The following is a 17,009-nucleotide window of genomic DNA, read 5'->3' on the forward strand; positions in this document are numbered from 1 at the left end:
AAGCCCGCATATTTGCGGGCTTTTTGCTGAATCAGGATTCAGATTACAGAACGTCTACCGCGTTCAGTTCTTTGAAAGCCTGCTCCAGACGTGCGACCATGCTGGTCTGCGCTGCACGCAGCCATACACGCGGGTCGTAGTATTTTTTGTTCGGCTGATCTGCGCCTTTCGGGTTGCCCAGCTGGCCCTGCAGGTAGCCTTCGTTTTCTTTGTAGTAGTTCAGGATACCTTCCCAGGTTGCCCATTGGGTGTCGGTATCGATGTTCATTTTGATCACGCCGTAGCTTACGGAGTCTTTGATTTCCTGTGCGGAAGAACCGGAACCGCCGTGGAATACAAAGTTCAGGCTGTTGTGCGGCAGGTTATGTTTCTTAGAAACATATTCCTGGGAGTCGCGCAGGATAGTCGGGGTCAGTTTCACGTTGCCCGGCTTGTATACGCCGTGTACGTTACCGAAGGAAGCAGCGATGGTGAAACGCGGGCTGATCGCATTCAGTTTGGTGTACGCGTAATCAACATCTTCCGGCTGAGTGTACAGTGCAGAAGCGTCCATGTGGCTGTTGTCTACGCCGTCTTCTTCGCCGCCGGTGCAACCCAGTTCGATTTCCAGCGTCATGCCCATTTTAGCCATGCGTGCCAGGTACTTAGAGCTGATTTCGATGTTCTCTTCCAGAGACTCTTCGGAAAGGTCGATCATGTGAGAAGAGAACAGCGGTTTGCCAGTAGCAGCGAAGTGTTTTTCACCCGCGTCCAGCAGGCCGTCGATCCACGGCAGCAGTTTTTTCGCGCAGTGGTCAGTGTGCAGAATAACCGGCACACCGTAATGTTCTGCCATCTGGTGAACGTGGTGCGCACCAGAGATAGCGCCCAGAATTGCTGCGCCCTGCGGAACGTCAGTTTTCACGCCTTTACCTGCGATGAACGCTGCGCCGCCGTTAGAGAACTGAACGATAACCGGTGCTTTAGCTTTCGCAGCAGCTTCCAGAACAGCGTTGATGGAATCAGTGCCCACGCAGTTAACTGCCGGCAGTGCAAAGTTGTTTTCTTTTGCTACCTGGAACACTTTCTGAACGTCATCACCAGTGATCACGCCCGGTTTTACGAAATCAAAAATTTTAGACATGTTACGTAGTCCTGTATCTGTATCTTCGACCGTTGAGAAACGTCGCGAGCTTTTAAGCGCGCTGAAAATTGGGCAGGTTTCCCTGCCCAGCAAAACTTACTTTTTAGCGCGCTCTTCGAGCATAGCTACTGCCGGCAGAACTTTGCCTTCGACGAATTCGAGGAATGCGCCGCCGCCAGTGGAGATGTAAGAGATCTTGTCAGCGATACCGAACAGATCAATCGCCGCCAGGGTGTCACCACCGCCAGCAATGGAGAACGCGTCGCTGTCTGCGATAGCGTTAGCCACAATTTCAGTACCTTTACGGAAGTTCGGGAATTCAAACACGCCAACCGGACCATTCCACAGGATAGTTTTGGCGTTTTTCAGGATTTCAGCCAGTTTTTCTGCAGACGCGTCGCCCAAATCCAGAATTTGCTCATCATCTTTGATGTCATTAACGGATTTCAGGGTAGCGGTAGCGGTTTCAGAGAACTCAGTGGCCACGCGAACATCTGTCGGAACCGGGATATCGCAAGTGCTCAGCAGACGTTTCGCTTCATCCACCAGGTCAGCTTCGTACAGAGATTTACCCACATTGTGGCCCTGGGCAGCAACGAAGGTATTAGCGATACCGCCGCCAACAATCAGCTGATCCGCAATTTTGGACAGGGAGTCCAGAACAGTCAGTTTGGTAGAAACCTTAGAACCACCCACGATAGCGACCATCGGACGAGCCGGCTCCTTCAGCGCTTTACCCAACGCTTCCAGTTCGTCTGCCAGCAGCGGACCAGCACAGGCAACATCAGCAAATTTGCCAATACCGTGCGTAGACGCCTGCGCGCGGTGCGCAGTACCGAAGGCATCCATCACAAATACGTCGCACAGGGCAGCGTATTTTTTGGACAGTGTTTCGTCGTCTTTCTTCTCGCCTTTGTTGAAGCGCACGTTTTCCAGAACCACCAGTTCGCCTGCAGCCACTTCAACGCCATCCAGATAGTCTTTAACCAGACGTACCGGGTTGGAGAGTTTGTCTTTCAGGTAATTTACGACCGGCAGCAGAGAGAATTCTTCGTTGTACTCACCTTCGGTCGGACGACCCAGGTGAGAAGTTACCATCACTTTCGCGCCCTGCTTCAACGCCAGTTCGATGGTCGGCAGAGAAGCACGGATACGCGCGTCGCTGGTCACTTTGCCATCTTTAACCGGTACGTTCAGATCCGCACGGATGAAAACACGTTTACCTGCCAAATCCAGATCGGTCATCTTAATTACAGACATGGTGAATCCTCTCAATGATTCTTAAAGTTTTGCAGACACATCAGTGCCTTACCTGAAACCAATAGCCGACATTGCTAACGTCGTGTCGAGCATCCGATTAGCAAAGCCCCATTCGTTATCGCACCATACCAGGGTTTTAATAAGGTGCGCGCCACTGACCCGTGTCTGTGTGCCATCAACAATGGCACTGTGCGGATCGTGGTTAAAATCGGTTGAAACCAACGGTAATTCCGTATAGTCAACTATACCATGAAATGTCCCCTGCGCTGCTTTTTGCAGCAACCCGTTGACTTCCATAGCTTTTACAGGTTTTTTAACCGTTACGCTGAGATCGATAGCCGTGACGTTAATCGTCGGTACGCGTACGGCTATCGCCTCGAATCTGTCGTTGAATTGCGGGAAGATTCGCGTGATCCCCGCCGCCAGTTTGGTATCTACCGGAATGATCGACTGACTGGCTGCCCGCGTACGACGCAGATCCGGATGATAGGCGTCAATAACCTGCTGATCGTGCATTGCCGAGTGTATGGTTGTTACCGTTCCCGACTCGATACCATATGCATCGTCGAGCAGTTTGATGACCGGAATAATACAGTTCGTGGTGCAGGAAGCATTAGAGACAAGGCGATCGTCGGCGCGTAATGTCTGCTGATTAACACCAAAAACGATGGTCGCGTCGAGATCGTGGCTGCCGGGATGGGAAAACAATACCTTTTTCGCCCCCGCCGCCAGATGCGCTTCACCATCTTCGCGGTTGCCATACACACCAGTACAGTCGAGAACCACATCGACGCCCAGCTCACGCCAGGGCAATGCAGCGATAGCGCGCTCGTGTAAAAGACGAATCACATCATCGCCAACAAAGAGTTGCTCTCGCTCCTGGCGCACATCCCAGGCAAAACGGCCGTGGCTGGTGTCATACTTCAATAAATGCGCCATGCCTACGGCATCTGCCAGTTCATTGATTGCCACCACGGTGATTTCCGCCCGACGCCCGGATTCGTATAAAGCACGAAGCACATTGCGCCCGATGCGACCGAAACCATTTATCGCTATGCGTACGGTCATAACTCTCCTGCAAGACAGGCCGGTTTGAAGTGGATGACAGAGTAATCCAGCAACGCCTGGAGGGGAATCCTCGCCTGCCGTAACTGCGCTTATTTGGTCATTTGTCGAACATTTAATCGACTGAAACGCTTCAGCTAGAATAAGCGAAACAAGGAATAAAAGGAATGATTGTCCAGACGGATTCGCCAGTAATCTGACTTGTGTCACATTTTCACTGGAATAATGGGCAACATGGCGGCGAAACGAAGAATAACGGACGAAAAAAACCGGGCAATCTGCCCGGTTGATGATTACCTGACGATGCGGGTTAGCGCTTACACTTTCCGGCCAGCTAACACACCTTGCCGGATAAGAGGAAGCTTACCTGCAGGCAGGCTCTTACAGCACTGCTTTCGCTTTGGCGACGACGTTGTCGACAGTGAAACCAAACTCTTCGAACAGCAGCTCAGCCGGTGCTGATTCACCGAAAGTGGTCATCCCAACCACAGCACCGTTCAGGCCAACATACTTGAACCAGAAGTCAGCAATACCAGCTTCGATAGCCACGCGTGCAGAAACGGCTTTCGGGAGCACGGATTCACGGTACGCAGCATCCTGTTTGTCGAACGTGTCGGTGGACGGCATAGAAACCACGCGTGCATTCACGCCTTCGGCTGTCAGTTTTTCCCATGCGGCTACCGCCAGTTCAACTTCAGAACCGGTAGCGATCAGAATCAGCTGCGGCTGCGCGGCTGCGCAATCCTTCAGGATGTATGCGCCGCGGGCGATATCTGCCAGTTGCTGCGCCGAACGCTCCTGCTGCGCCAGGTTCTGACGGGAGAGGATCAGCGCGGTCGGGCCGTCGGCACGTTCAACACCGTATTTCCACGCCACGGCAGATTCCACCTGGTCGCACGGACGCCAGGTACTGACGTTAGGGGTCATACGCAGAGAAGCCACCTGCTCCACCGGCTGGTGAGTCGGGCCGTCTTCACCCAGACCGATGGAGTCATGGGTGTAAACCAGAACCTGACGCTGTTTCATCAGTGCCGCCATACGCACCGCGTTGCGGGCATATTCTACAAACATCAGGAAGGTAGAGGTGTACGGCAGGAAACCGCCATGCAGGGAGATCCCATTGGCAATCGCGGTCATACCGAACTCGCGCACACCGTAGTGGATGTAGTTACCGGCAGTCTCTTCGTTAATCGCTTTCGAACCAGACCAGATAGTCAGGTTGCTTGGCGCCAGGTCAGCAGAGCCGCCCAGGAATTCCGGCAGCAGCGGGCCAAAGGCTTCGATGGCGTTCTGTGAAGCCTTACGGCTGGCGATTTTCGCCGGATTAGCCTGCAACTTCTCAACAAAAGCCTGCGCTTTAGCATCAAAGTCAGACGGCAGTTCGCCTTTCATACGGCGGGTGAATTCTGCCGCTTCCTGCGGGAAGGCTTTGGCATAGGCCGCGAACTTGTCGTTCCAGGCTGCTTCTTTAGCCTGGCCTGCTTCTTTCGCATCCCACTGGGCATAAATCTCAGACGGGATCTCAAATGGCGCGTATTTCCAGCCCAGTTGCTCACGGGTCAGGGCGATTTCTGCATCACCCAGCGGGGCACCGTGGGAGTCATGCGTACCGGCTTTGTTCGGTGAACCGAAACCGATAATGGTTTTACACATCAGCAACGATGGTTTATCGGTAATGCTGCGCGCTTCTTCTACTGCGCGTTTAATGGCGTCTGCATCGTGACCATCAACGCCGCGCACCACGTGCCAGCCGTAGGCTTCGAAGCGTTTCGCGGTATCGTCGGTGAACCAGCCTTCAACGTGACCGTCAATAGAGATGCCGTTGTCATCATAAAACGCGACCAGTTTGCCCAGTTTCAGGGTACCCGCCAGTGAGCAGACCTCATGAGAGATGCCTTCCATCATGCAGCCGTCACCCATAAAGGCGTAGGTGAAGTGGTTAACAATGTCATGGCCCGGACGGTTGAACTGCGCAGCAAGCGTTTTCTCAGCAATCGCCATGCCCACGGCATTGGCAATGCCCTGCCCCAGCGGCCCGGTGGTGGTTTCTACACCGGCGGTGTAACCGACTTCAGGGTGACCTGGCGTTTTGGAGTGCAACTGACGGAAGTTCTGCAGTTCGGACATCGGCAGATCGTAGCCGGTGAGGTGCAGCAAGCTGTAAATCAGCATCGAGCCATGGCCGTTGGACAGCACAAAGCGGTCGCGGTCAGCCCATGCAGGGTTCGTCGGGTTGTGGTTCAGAAAATCACGCCACAGGACTTCGGCAATGTCAGCCATCCCCATCGGGGCTCCCGGGTGACCGGATTTGGCTTTCTGTACCGCGTCCATGCTCAGCGCACGAATAGCATTGGCAAGCTCTTTACGTGAGGACATTTTGACTCCAGATCGGACGATTAAAGGCAGTTCCCGTAACGACTTGACGACAGCGCGTTTTGGGCTACGCCGGAAAAAAGTGCCAACAATGTAACCCAAGCGGATAGTCATGTACATGGACCATCCTTTTGCCTGTTCAGAAATCTCCGGAAGCTGCTCGCATGTTGCGCAATCCTCTCGCTCGCCTTTCCTGCTCTTCTTTATACTTACGTTCACTACCGGTTCGCCCGGGCAGTGACAAAATCAGAAAATTACTCACCATTGCGGAAGATGACACATGAAAATTCGCCCAGTATTACTTGCTCTGGGAATGACCACCCTGCTGGCCGGCTGCCAGAATATGGACTCCAGCGGTTTTCTTACCTCCGGGGCGGAAGCATTCCAGGCCTATACTCTGAGTGATGCACAGGTTAAGGCGCTGAGTGATGACGCTTGTAAGCAGATGGACAGCAAAGCCAGCATCGCGCCAGCGAGCAGCCCCTATAGTCAGCGTCTGAGTAAAATCGCGGCGGCGCTTGGCGACAATATCAACGGTCAACCGGTGAACTACAAAGTCTATGTGGCGAAGGATGTGAACGCCTTTGCAATGGCGAACGGCTGTATCCGTGTTTACAGCGCCTTGATGGATATGATGACGGATAACGAAGTTGAGGCAGTGATTGGCCATGAGATGGGCCACGTTGCGCTCGGGCATGTGAAGAAAGGCATGCAGGTTGCGCTGGGGACCAATGCGGTACGTGCAGCTGCGGCATCTGCGGGCGGCGTTGTCGGTAGCTTGTCGCAGTCACAGCTTGGCGCGCTGGGCGAGCAACTGGTCAATTCGCAGTTCTCTCAGCGTCAGGAATCCGAAGCGGATGATTACTCTTACGACTTGTTGCGCAAACGCGGCATCAGCCCTGCGGGACTGGCCACCAGCTTTGAGAAACTGGCCAAAATGGAAGAAGGCCGCCAAAGCTCAATGTTTGACGACCACCCAGCATCTGCAGCACGCGCGCAACATATTCGCGACCGCATGGCGGCAGACGGCATTCAATAACGCAACAGGGAGGCGATATTGCCTCCCTGTATTGTTCGACTGGCTGCTACCTGTAAATGTTATTCATCTTCCAGGTAGGTGTAGCCATACAGACCCGCTTCGAACTCTTCGAGGAACTGCTGTTGCAGCGTCTCATCCAGCCCGGTCTGTTTCACTTGATCGCGGAACTGCGTCAGCAATGTGTTCGGATCCAACTGTACGTATTGCAGCATATCTGCCACGGTGTCTCCTTCATCGGAGAGTTCAACTTCAACACTCCCATCCGGGAAAACAAACACGTCAACCGCTTCGGTATCCCCGAACAGGTTATGCATGTTACCAAGAATCTCCTGGTACGCACCAACCATAAAGAAGCCCAGCATCGGCGGGTTCTCCGGATCGTAATCCGGCATCGGCATCGTGGTCGCTATCCCATCGCCATCAACGTAATGATCGATAGCGCCATCAGAGTCGCAGGTAATATCCAGCAATACAGCACGGCGCTCCGGCGCATGGTTCAGCCCTTCCAGCGGCAGCACCGGGAACAGTTGATCGATGCCCCAGGCATCCGGCATTGACTGGAACAGCGAGAAGTTGACGTACATTTTGTCCGCCATACGCTCCTGCAGCTCATCAATAATCGGACGATGCGCGCGGTTACTTGGGTCAAGCTGCTTTTGCACTTCATGGCACATATTCAGGTACAACTGCTCGGCCCAGGCACGTTCCTGCAAACTGTAAGTCCCGGACGAATAACCAACATGGATGTCGTGCAAATCCATCTGGCTATCATGCAACCACTCACGCAGCGAACGACGGGTGCCCGGTTCATGCATCTCCTGCCAGGTTTCCCACATGCTTTGCAGCGCACGCGGTGCGTCTTCAGCCGGTGCGATCGCCTGTGTGTATTCGTTGCGTTCAACGCCAATAATGTTGGATACCAACACCGTATGGTGCGCTGTCACCGCCCGGCCTGACTCGGTGATGACCGTCGGATGCGGCAGGCCATTCTCTTCGCAGGCATCGCCAATCGCCCAGATAATGTTGTTAGCGTATTCGTTCAGCCCGTAGTTCACGGAGCAATCAGACTGAGAGCGGGTCCCTTCGTAATCCACCCCCAGACCACCGCCGACATCAAAGCACTGGATATTCACGCCCAGCTTATGCAACTCAACGTAGAAGCGTGCGGATTCACGTACCCCGGTGGCGATATCGCGAATATTCGCCATCTGCGATCCGAGGTGGAAATGCAGCAGTTGAATGCTGTCCAGACGCCCGCGCTCACGCAGAATTTCCACCAGTTGCAGAACCTGCGTAGCCGCAAGACCAAATTTGGATTTTTCGCCGCCGGACGACTGCCATTTACCGGAGCCCTGAGACGCCAGACGTGCGCGCACACCCAGGCGCGGAACCACGTTCAGGCGTTCGGCCTCTTCCAGCACGATGGCGATTTCGGTCATTTTCTCAATAACCAGATAGACCTTGTGGCCCATTTTTTCGCCGATCAGCGCCAGGCGAATGTATTCCCGGTCTTTATAGCCGTTACAAACAATCACCGATCGGGTCATGCCCGCATGCGCCAGTACCGCCATCAGTTCAGCTTTTGAACCGGCTTCCAGACCCAGCGGCTCGCCGGAATGGATCAATGACTCAATGACGCGACGGTGTTGGTTCACCTTAATCGGGTATACCAGGAAGTAATCACCGTTGTAGCCATAGGATTCGCGCGCGCGTTTGAACGCGGCGTTAATTGAACGCAGGCGGTGTTGCAGGATCTGCGGGAAGCAGAACAATGCTGGCAGACGCTGCCCCTGAGCTTCACGCGCTTTTACCAACTGCGCAAGGTCAACCCTGGCTTCCGGGACATCCGGATCCGGGCAAACGCTGATATGGCCCAGCTCATTGACGTCGTAGTAATTATTGCCCCACCAGGCAATGTTATAAGTACGAAGCATCTTGCTGGCTTCCTGGGAGCTCATCGCAACCTCCTGCATGGAACGTAGTACACCTGGTTCGCCCGCTGACGAAGGCGAAACCGAAGACATGTCGTCAGACATAGCAAACCTCAACATAACAAAGTGTATACCCTGTCCGTTTCACCGCACCGGTTGGCTGCTGAATGAAAAGGCGTGGATACAAAACAGTTGACTACTATCGCAGTGACACATAGCGATAACAACCCATAAACAGCCTGACTACTCAGCATTTCATGCTGAAGCGCCCGCTGTGCGACCGGTTTCTTGTTCATATCATTGTAAAACACGTTCCGAACTTGAGTATGACAGTCCGGCGAAACCACGAGAAAACTCCTGAAAAACCAGGAGAGCCCTTGTTCAGTTATCGCAACGCCTTACCGGCCCTGGAGTCCTGAGAAGCGCCGAAATGGGTATAACATCGGCAGGTTTGCAGATTAGAAATGCAGGTTGCGGGGAATAGGTGCGCGTCAGAACAACGCGACAGTTTCTGCAGAAAACAACGGTTCATTATTTCGTATCACCTCCACACAAGCCATTGACGACCTGCGACAAGCCAAAGCCATTAATTTCACTGCTTAACCCGGCTGGAAGTGGCGACACAGCATCTTGCCGTGCGCTGATTTTTAATGAGCCGCGCGCGGCGTTTTATACCGACAACGGGGTGAAAATGCAAAATAAAAAAGCTGTGTTTGACGCATTGCCAGGAAAATTTTCCGTCACTATTTGTGACAGGATGTGGTGAACAGCAAAAACCGCTGGCAATGGGGTTAAGAATTAACCTAGAATAGCCATCCAGATGTTAATCCGTCCATACGCCACAACCATCGCGCATGCACAGAATAACAGTCAGACTTCTGTGTCATCATCTGTCGTCCACGCGGCGCCACCGCGCTGGCATTCGGGCACAGAATTCGAGCTAACCGTATTACTCCAGGGTGAAAACAACATATGGCAAAACACCTTTTTACGTCCGAGTCCGTCTCCGAAGGGCATCCTGACAAAATTGCTGACCAAATTTCCGACGCCGTGCTGGATGCGATCCTTGAGCAGGATCCGAAAGCGCGCGTTGCGTGTGAAACTTACGTCAAAACCGGCATGGTTCTGGTAGGCGGCGAAATCACCACCAGCGCGTGGGTTGATATCGAAGAGATCACCCGTAATACCGTCCGCGAAATTGGCTATGTGCATTCCGACATGGGCTTTGACGCCAACTCTTGTGCGGTACTAAGCGCTATTGGTAAACAGTCTCCGGATATCAACCAGGGTGTTGACCGTGCCGATCCGCTGGAACAAGGCGCAGGCGACCAGGGCCTGATGTTTGGTTATGCGACCAATGAAACCGACGTTCTGATGCCCGCGCCAATCACTTACGCGCATCGTCTGGTTGAGCGTCAGGCTGAAGTGCGTAAAAACGGCACCCTGCCGTGGCTGCGTCCGGATGCGAAAAGCCAGGTCACGTTCCAGTATGACGACGGCAAAATTGTCGGTATCGATGCGGTAGTGCTGTCGACCCAGCATTCGGAAGATATTGATCAAAAATCCCTGCAAGAAGCCGTGATGGAAGAGATCATTAAACCGATCCTGCCGACTGAATGGCTGAACACCTCCACCAAATTCTTTATCAACCCGACTGGCCGTTTTGTTATTGGTGGCCCGATGGGCGACTGTGGGCTGACAGGGCGTAAAATTATTGTTGATACCTACGGCGGCATGGCGCGTCATGGCGGCGGTGCATTCTCTGGTAAGGATCCGTCAAAAGTTGACCGTTCTGCAGCCTATGCTGCACGCTATGTGGCGAAAAACATCGTTGCCGCTGGCCTTGCAGACCGTTGCGAGATCCAGGTCTCTTACGCCATTGGCGTTGCAGAACCAACCTCCATCATGGTGGAAACGTTCGGTACCGAGAAAATCGCCAGCGAGCAGTTAACCCTGCTGGTGCGCGAGTTCTTCGATCTCCGCCCGTACGGCCTGATCCAGATGTTGGATCTGCTGCACCCAATCTACAAACAAACCGCTGCATACGGTCACTTTGGTCGAGAAACCTTCCCATGGGAAAAAACCGACAAAGCGGCTCAGCTGCGCGAAGCTGCCGGCCTGTAATCCCTTCCCGACTGCTTTTAAGGCCAGCCTCGTGCTGGCTTTTTTATTTCCCCTGCGTTCATCCCGCCACGATTTTTCACACGGTCTATACTGGCTTAATCTCACTCCACGCTAGATGAAAGCGATTACATAGCGCCGCTCCGCTGCAAATTAAGAATTTTCTCTTTGAAATTATCTTAAACACGAGTTGTTACATCACGCTTCGGTTTTGTCCGAATCTTCGCCTTCCCGCTCACAATCCGTCTTTAGTAATTCTATAATATTTATGACTTTAATTTACATTTCGCGAAAAATCGAGATGTAACCGATTACACTCATGTGATAACAATCACATAATTTTGCCTGCTACTGGCCTACCTTTTACATCGATAAAACTAATGACACGAATGGAGGGCATAATGCCTGACAATAAAAAACAGGGGCGTTCAAACAAGGCAATGACCTTTTTTGTTTGCTTCCTCGCTGCACTGGCAGGGTTGCTTTTCGGCTTGGATATTGGGGTGATTGCCGGGGCGCTGCCCTTTATCACTGAGGATTTTCAAATTAGCTCACACACCCAGGAGTGGGTGGTCAGCTCAATGATGTTTGGTGCCGCCGTCGGTGCTGTCGGCAGCGGTTGGCTCTCATGGCGGCTGGGCCGCAAAAAAAGCCTGATGATCGGGGCGGTGCTGTTTGTGATCGGCTCGCTCTGCTCTGCCGTTGCGCCTAACGTTGACGTTCTGATTATCTCTCGTGTGCTGCTCGGCCTTGCCGTCGGTGTGGCTTCGTATACTGCGCCGCTCTATCTCTCTGAGATTGCACCAGAAAAAATCCGCGGCAGCATGATCTCCATGTATCAGTTGATGATCACCATCGGTATTCTCGGTGCTTACCTTTCCGATACCGCGTTCAGCTACAGCGGTGCATGGCGCTGGATGCTGGGCGTGATCATCATTCCGGCCGTATTACTGCTGATTGGCGTCTTCTTCCTGCCAGACAGCCCGCGCTGGTTTGCCGCGAAACGCCGTTTCCATGATGCCGAACGGGTTCTGCTGAGGCTGCGTGATACCAGCGCCGAAGCTAAGAACGAGCTGGAAGAGATCCGCGAAAGTCTGCAGGTTAAACAAAGCGGTTGGGCGCTGTTCAAAGAGAACAGCAACTTCCGCCGCGCGGTGTTCCTTGGCGTTCTGTTGCAGGTCATGCAGCAGTTCACCGGTATGAACGTCATCATGTATTACGCGCCAAAAATCTTCGAACTGGCGGGTTATAGCAACACTACCGAGCAGATGTGGGGTACGGTAATTGTCGGTCTGACCAACGTGCTGGCCACCTTTATTGCCATCGGTCTGGTGGATCGCTGGGGGCGTAAACCGACCCTGGTGCTGGGCTTCCTGGTCATGGCCGCCGGTATGGGGATCCTCGGTACAATGCTGCATCTGGGGATCCACTCCCCGTCGGCGCAATATTTCGCTGTCGCGATGTTGTTAATGTTTATTGTCGGCTTCGCGATGAGCGCCGGTCCGCTGATTTGGGTATTGTGTTCTGAAATTCAGCCGCTGAAAGGCCGCGATTTCGGCATCACCTGTTCGACCGCAACCAACTGGATTGCCAACATGATCGTTGGTGCGACCTTCCTGACCATGCTGAATTCGCTGGGCAATGCCAACACCTTCTGGGTGTACGGCGCGCTGAACCTGCTGTTCATTGTGCTGACGCTGTGGCTGGTTCCGGAAACCAAACACGTTTCGCTGGAGCATATTGAACGCAATCTGATGCGTGGCCGCCCGCTACGTGAAATTGGTTCGCAAAACTAAGCACACTGGCTTCCTCTGCGGAGGAAGCCTTTCCTCTTACGCTTGCACTCCCGCTTCGCTCATCCTATTCTCTGCACTTATGAAAACGCCCCGCCTTCCCATCGCCACGCAACAAGCCGTAATGCGTAGCCTGCGAGAAAAACTCGCTCTGGCCAACCAGACGCTCGACCGTAACTATCCAGAGCCTAAGCTTGTTTACCAGCAACGCGGCACTGCTGCGGGTACGGCATGGCTGGCAGATTATGAGATCCGGCTTAACCCGGTTCTGCTGCTGGAAAATGAGCAGGCATTTATTGAAGAGGTCGTACCTCACGAACTGGCGCACCTGCTGGTGTGGAAGCACTTCGGGCGTGTGCCTCCCCACGGAAAAGAGTGGAAATGGATGATGGAAAGCGTGCTTGGCGTCCCGGCCCGCCGTACGCATCAGTTTGAGCTGGAATCCGTGCGACGCAACACCTTCCCCTACCGCTGTAAATGCCAGCAACACCAGTTAACCGTGCGCCGTCATAATCGGGTGATACGCGGCGAGGCCGTTTACCGCTGTGTACGTTGCGGTGAACCGCTTATTGCTGACGCCAGTAACTGAATCCATTAAGAAGTTTTCTGCTCTTACTGATTGCATCAGGCAACACCTTCCGTTACGTTGCGGACTCGTTTTGACAGGGAGTTCGCCATGTTTCGTCTTTTCTCCATCTTACTGACTCTGATTGCTGGTCCGGCGCTGGCCGCCGATGGCATAAACAGCTTTGCCCAGGCTAAAGCGGCGGGCGTTAAAGTGAACGCCGACGCGCCAGGCGATTTCTACTGCGGCTGTAAAATTAACTGGCAGGGTAAAAAAGGCGTGGTTGATCTCGCTTCCTGCGGCTATCAGGTTCGCAAAAATGAAAACCGCGCCAGCCGCATTGAATGGGAGCATGTCATGCCTGCATGGCAGTTCGGTCATCAGCGCCAGTGCTGGCAGGATGGCGGCCGGAAAAACTGTGCTAAAGATCCGCTGTACCGCAAAATCGAGAGTGATATGCACAACCTGCAACCTGCCGTGGGCGAAGTTAATGGCGATCGCGGCAACTTCATGTACAGCCAGTGGAACGGTGGCGAAGGCCAGTACGGCCAGTGCCAAATGAAGATCGATTTTAAAGCTAAACTGGCTGAGCCGCCGGTACGTGCCCGTGGCGCCATTGCCCGTACTTATTTCTATATGCGCGACCAATACCACATCACGCTTTCACGCCAGCAAACGCAGCTTTTCACCGCATGGGATAAGCTCTACCCGGTTACCGACTGGGAGTGCAAACGCGATGCACGCATCGCTGAAGTTCAGGGCAACCATAACCCCTATGTGCAGCAAGCTTGCATGGCGCGAAAGAGCTAACCTACACTAGCGGCAATCATTTATTTTGCTGGCGCCCCCCTCTACCTGTGCGGCGGAGGGGAACTTGAGCGCCACGCGACAAACGGAATTTCACACTATGCGCACTCCCCGCATTCATCATCCTGAGCTTATCCAGGCGGGTCATGAAATCGCCCTCAGCGAAGATGCCGCCAATCATGTTGGCCGCGTGTTACGTATGGGCCCCGGCCAGGCAATTCAGCTTTTCGATGGCTCTAACCAGGTATTCGACGCAGAAATCGTCTATGCCGATAAGAAAAGCGTACGGGTGAACGTGCTGCGCGGCAGTGTGGACGATCGTGAATCACCGGTGCACATCCATCTCGGACAAGTGATGTCTCGTGGTGAAAAAATGGAATTCACCATCCAGAAATCGATTGAGCTTGGAGTAAGCCTCATTACGCCACTTTTTTCTGAGCGTTGCGGCGTTAAACTGGATGCCGAACGCCTGAATAAAAAGCTGCAACAGTGGCAGAAAATTGCCATTGCCGCCTGCGAACAGTGCGGGCGCAATCGTATTCCGGAAATCCGCCCTGCCATGGATCTGGAAGCCTGGTGCGCTGAAGAAGAGGCAGGTCTGAAACTGAACCTTCATCCGCGCGCCAGTCAGAGTATTAATACACTGCCGTTGCCTGTGGAGCGCGTGCGGCTGCTGATTGGCCCGGAAGGCGGCCTGACCGCCGATGAGATTGCCATGACCGCGCGTTATCAGTTCACGGATATTTTGTTAGGGCCACGCGTATTACGCACAGAGACCACGGCGCTTACCGCCATCACCGCCCTTCAGGTTCGCTTCGGCGACCTGGGTTGAGAGGAGAAGCATAATGATTAAGCTCGGCATCGTGATGGACCCCATCGCGGACATTAACATCAAAAAAGACTCCAGCTTCGCCATGTTGCTGGAAGCGCAGCGCCGCGGCTACGAGCTGCACTATATGGAGATGTCCGATCTCTATTTGATCAACGGAGAAGCCCGCGCCCGTACCCGTAAGCTCTCCGTCGAGCAAAATTACGATAAATGGTACGACTTTGGCAGCGAGCAGGATATTGCCCTTGCCGGGCTGGATGCCATTCTGATGCGCAAAGATCCGCCGTTCGATACCGAATACATCTATGCGACCTACATTCTTGAACGCGCCGAAGAGCAAGGCTCATTGCTCGTCAACAAACCGCAGAGCCTGCGCGACTGTAATGAAAAATTATTCACCGCCTGGTTTGCCGAACTGACCCCGGAAACGCTGGTCACACGCAATAAAGCCCAGTTGAAAGCCTTCTGGCAAAAACATGGCGATATCATTCTTAAACCGCTGGATGGTATGGGTGGTACCTCTATTTTCCGCGTGAAAGAGGGCGATCCTAACCTGTCGGTCATTGCCGAAACGCTGACGGAACTGGGCAACCGCTACTGTATGGCACAGAACTATTTGCCGGCCATCAAAGACGGCGACAAACGCGTTCTGGTTGTTGACGGCGAACCCGTGCCTTACTGCCTTGCACGCATTCCTCAGGGCGGCGAAACGCGTGGTAACCTGGCGGCTGGGGGGCGCGGCGAACCGCGTCCGCTGAGCGAAAGCGACTGGGCGATTGCGCGAAAAGTTGCGCCGACGCTCAAAGCCAAAGGGCTGATTTTTGTCGGTCTTGATATTATTGGCGATCGTCTGACTGAAATTAACGTCACCAGCCCGACCTGCATTCGCGAGATTGAAGCTGAATTTCCCATCTCCATTACCGGCATGCTGATGGATGCCATCGAAAAACGCCTGGGGAAATAGCCCTTAGCGCATCGGATACGGGAGGGATCCCGTATCCTGCCAGGTTTGGCTAGTGACAGCATTCTGCTTTCACCCCATACTAGACTGTCGCTTTTTTGAACCAGGAAACCGAACCTCTGACAATGAATTTACAGCATCACTTTCTTATTGCCATGCCCACGCTTCAGGATCCCCTCTTTCGGCGCTCCGTGGTTTATATCTGCGAGTACAACGACGAAGGCGCAATGGGGCTTGTTATCAATAAACCGCTGGAAAACCTGAAAGTAGACAGCGTGCTGGAGAAGCTCAAAATCCAGCCGGAACCACGCGATCCGGCGATTCGGCTGGACAAACCGGTGTTGCTCGGCGGCCCACTGGCGGAAGATCGTGGTTTTATTCTGCACACACCGCCCGCCAGTTTCTCCTCCAGCATTCGCGTGTCTGACAATACCGTGGTGACCACTTCGCGGGATGTTCTGGAAACCCTCGGGACGGCACAGCAACCCAGCGAAGTGCTGGTCACGCTGGGCTATTCCTCATGGGAAAAGGGGCAACTGGAGCAAGAGATCCTCGACAATGCCTGGCTGACCGCCCCGGCGGATCTCAACATTCTGTTTAAAACACCGCTTGCCGACCGCTGGCGCGACGCTGCAAAACTGATCGGCATAGACATCACGACCATGCCGGGCGTCGCGGGGCACGCCTGATGAGCGGAACTCTGCTGGCATTTGATTTTGGCACCAAAAGCATTGGTGTGGCGATTGGGCAGCGTATCACCGGCACGGCGCGCCCGCTAAATGCGTTAAAAGCGCAGGACGGTACGCCAAACTGGAGCCTGATTGAAAAGCTGTTGAAAGAGTGGCAACCCGATGCGGTGATTGTCGGATTACCGCTGAATATGGACGGCACAGAGCAGCCGCTGACCGCGCGGGCGCGTAATTTTGCCAACAAAATACATGGCCGTTTTGGTGTGCAGGTCAAACTGCACGATGAACGGCTCAGCACTGTTGAAGCCCGCTCCGGGCTATTCGAGCGCGGCGGTTTTCGTGCGCTTGATAAAGGCAGCGTGGATTCCGCCTCCGCCGTGATCATTCTGGAAAGCTGGTTCGAACAGAACATCTGATCTGCGCTTCCCCCTTTCCCCTTCCCCTTTAAAACAG

Annotated in this window: 14 protein-coding genes and 1 pseudogene; 9 read left to right on the forward strand and 6 right to left on the reverse strand. The window is 53.8% G+C overall.

Translation table 11 applies throughout. The features are described from left to right. Nucleotides 1-43: 43 nt before the first annotated feature. From fbaA to tkt, 4 genes are all read right to left on the reverse strand, one after another. Nucleotides 44-1,123 carry a class II fructose-bisphosphate aldolase gene (gene fbaA, locus RTX30_RS19660; protein WP_312691909.1) on the reverse strand — a complete coding sequence of 360 codons (1,080 nt, stop codon included), beginning with the start codon at nucleotides 1,121-1,123 and terminating at the stop codon, nucleotides 44-46. A gap of 96 nt (nucleotides 1,124-1,219) precedes the next feature. Then, nucleotides 1,220-2,383, reverse strand: a complete 1,164-nt coding sequence (pgk, locus tag RTX30_RS19665) for a phosphoglycerate kinase (RefSeq protein WP_312691911.1) — start codon at nucleotides 2,381-2,383, stop codon at nucleotides 1,220-1,222. 48 nt (nucleotides 2,384-2,431) lie between these two features. After that, nucleotides 2,432-3,451 carry an erythrose-4-phosphate dehydrogenase gene (gene epd, locus RTX30_RS19670; protein ID WP_312691913.1) on the reverse strand — a complete coding sequence of 340 codons (1,020 nt, stop codon included), beginning with the start codon at nucleotides 3,449-3,451 and terminating at the stop codon, nucleotides 2,432-2,434. Between the two features lie 378 nt (nucleotides 3,452-3,829). Then, nucleotides 3,830-5,824, reverse strand: coding sequence for a transketolase (gene tkt, locus RTX30_RS19675; protein WP_312691915.1), 1,995 nt, complete (start codon nucleotides 5,822-5,824; stop codon nucleotides 3,830-3,832). A gap of 277 nt (nucleotides 5,825-6,101) precedes the next feature. Between tkt and RTX30_RS19680 the strand changes: the two genes are divergently transcribed. Further along, nucleotides 6,102-6,860 carry a M48 family metallopeptidase gene (locus RTX30_RS19680; RefSeq protein ID WP_312691917.1) on the forward strand — a complete coding sequence of 253 codons (759 nt, stop codon included), beginning with the start codon at nucleotides 6,102-6,104 and terminating at the stop codon, nucleotides 6,858-6,860. A 59-nt stretch (nucleotides 6,861-6,919) separates the two neighbouring features. Here the strand turns inward: RTX30_RS19680 and speA are convergent, their stop codons facing one another. Together speA and yqgB are read right to left on the reverse strand one after the other, a co-directional pair. Next, complete coding sequence (speA, locus tag RTX30_RS19685; protein ID WP_312691920.1) at nucleotides 6,920-8,896, reverse strand: biosynthetic arginine decarboxylase; 1,977 nt, start codon at nucleotides 8,894-8,896, stop codon at nucleotides 6,920-6,922. Nucleotides 8,897-8,904: 8 nt separating this feature from the next. Beyond that, entirely contained in the window at nucleotides 8,905-9,087 is a 183-nt protein-coding gene (gene yqgB / locus RTX30_RS22410) for an acid stress response protein YqgB (protein ID WP_409429834.1), read from the reverse strand. Between the two features lie 676 nt (nucleotides 9,088-9,763). Between yqgB and metK the strand changes: the two genes are divergently transcribed. From metK to ruvX, 8 genes and pseudogenes are all read left to right on the forward strand, one after another. Next, entirely contained in the window at nucleotides 9,764-10,915 is a 1,152-nt protein-coding gene (metK, locus tag RTX30_RS19695) for a methionine adenosyltransferase (RefSeq protein WP_312691922.1), read from the forward strand. A 329-nt stretch (nucleotides 10,916-11,244) separates the two neighbouring features. Then, nucleotides 11,245-12,708 (forward strand): annotated as a pseudogene (locus tag RTX30_RS19700) (sugar porter family MFS transporter); the annotation flags it as partial. 79 nt (nucleotides 12,709-12,787) lie between these two features. Then, entirely contained in the window at nucleotides 12,788-13,294 is a 507-nt protein-coding gene (locus RTX30_RS19705) for a SprT family zinc-dependent metalloprotease (protein ID WP_312691924.1), read from the forward strand. Nucleotides 13,295-13,381: 87 nt separating this feature from the next. Further along, on the forward strand, nucleotides 13,382-14,080 hold the full coding sequence (gene endA / locus RTX30_RS19710; protein ID WP_312691926.1) for a deoxyribonuclease I: 699 nt from the start codon (nucleotides 13,382-13,384) through the stop codon (nucleotides 14,078-14,080). A gap of 97 nt (nucleotides 14,081-14,177) precedes the next feature. After that, on the forward strand, nucleotides 14,178-14,909 hold the full coding sequence (gene rsmE / locus RTX30_RS19715) for a 16S rRNA (uracil(1498)-N(3))-methyltransferase (RefSeq protein WP_312691928.1): 732 nt from the start codon (nucleotides 14,178-14,180) through the stop codon (nucleotides 14,907-14,909). Between the two features lie 13 nt (nucleotides 14,910-14,922). After that, complete coding sequence (gene gshB, locus RTX30_RS19720; RefSeq protein WP_312691930.1) at nucleotides 14,923-15,870, forward strand: glutathione synthase; 948 nt, start codon at nucleotides 14,923-14,925, stop codon at nucleotides 15,868-15,870. Nucleotides 15,871-15,992: 122 nt separating this feature from the next. Then, nucleotides 15,993-16,556, forward strand: coding sequence for a YqgE/AlgH family protein (locus RTX30_RS19725; protein WP_312691932.1), 564 nt, complete (start codon nucleotides 15,993-15,995; stop codon nucleotides 16,554-16,556). Beyond that, nucleotides 16,556-16,972, forward strand: a complete 417-nt coding sequence (ruvX, locus tag RTX30_RS19730) for a Holliday junction resolvase RuvX (protein WP_312691934.1) — start codon at nucleotides 16,556-16,558, stop codon at nucleotides 16,970-16,972. Before RTX30_RS19725 ends, ruvX begins: the two co-directional genes overlap by 1 nt. Nucleotides 16,973-17,009 lie beyond the last annotated feature (37 nt).

The sequence above is a fragment of the Kosakonia sp. genome, assembly GCF_032052965.1.
GTDB lineage: Bacteria > Pseudomonadota > Gammaproteobacteria > Enterobacterales > Enterobacteriaceae > Kosakonia.

Coding starts and splice junctions, on each gene's coding strand:
- metK (WP_312691922.1), top strand. CDS start 9,764: ATGGCAAAACACCTTTTTACGTCCGAGTCCGTCTCCGAAGGGCATCCT.
- rsmE (WP_312691928.1), top strand. CDS start 14,178: ATGCGCACTCCCCGCATTCATCATCCTGAGCTTATCCAGGCGGGTCAT.
- pgk (WP_312691911.1), bottom strand. CDS start 2,383: ATGTCTGTAATTAAGATGACCGATCTGGATTTGGCAGGTAAACGTGTT.
- ruvX (WP_312691934.1), top strand. CDS start 16,556: ATGAGCGGAACTCTGCTGGCATTTGATTTTGGCACCAAAAGCATTGGT.
- epd (WP_312691913.1), bottom strand. CDS start 3,451: ATGACCGTACGCATAGCGATAAATGGTTTCGGTCGCATCGGGCGCAAT.
- speA (WP_312691920.1), bottom strand. CDS start 8,896: ATGTCTGACGACATGTCTTCGGTTTCGCCTTCGTCAGCGGGCGAACCA.
- RTX30_RS19725 (WP_312691932.1), top strand. CDS start 15,993: ATGAATTTACAGCATCACTTTCTTATTGCCATGCCCACGCTTCAGGAT.
- tkt (WP_312691915.1), bottom strand. CDS start 5,824: ATGTCCTCACGTAAAGAGCTTGCCAATGCTATTCGTGCGCTGAGCATG.
- RTX30_RS19680 (WP_312691917.1), top strand. CDS start 6,102: ATGAAAATTCGCCCAGTATTACTTGCTCTGGGAATGACCACCCTGCTG.
- endA (WP_312691926.1), top strand. CDS start 13,382: ATGTTTCGTCTTTTCTCCATCTTACTGACTCTGATTGCTGGTCCGGCG.
- RTX30_RS19705 (WP_312691924.1), top strand. CDS start 12,788: ATGAAAACGCCCCGCCTTCCCATCGCCACGCAACAAGCCGTAATGCGT.
- gshB (WP_312691930.1), top strand. CDS start 14,923: ATGATTAAGCTCGGCATCGTGATGGACCCCATCGCGGACATTAACATC.
- yqgB (WP_409429834.1), bottom strand. CDS start 9,087: ATGAACAAGAAACCGGTCGCACAGCGGGCGCTTCAGCATGAAATGCTG.
- fbaA (WP_312691909.1), bottom strand. CDS start 1,123: ATGTCTAAAATTTTTGATTTCGTAAAACCGGGCGTGATCACTGGTGAT.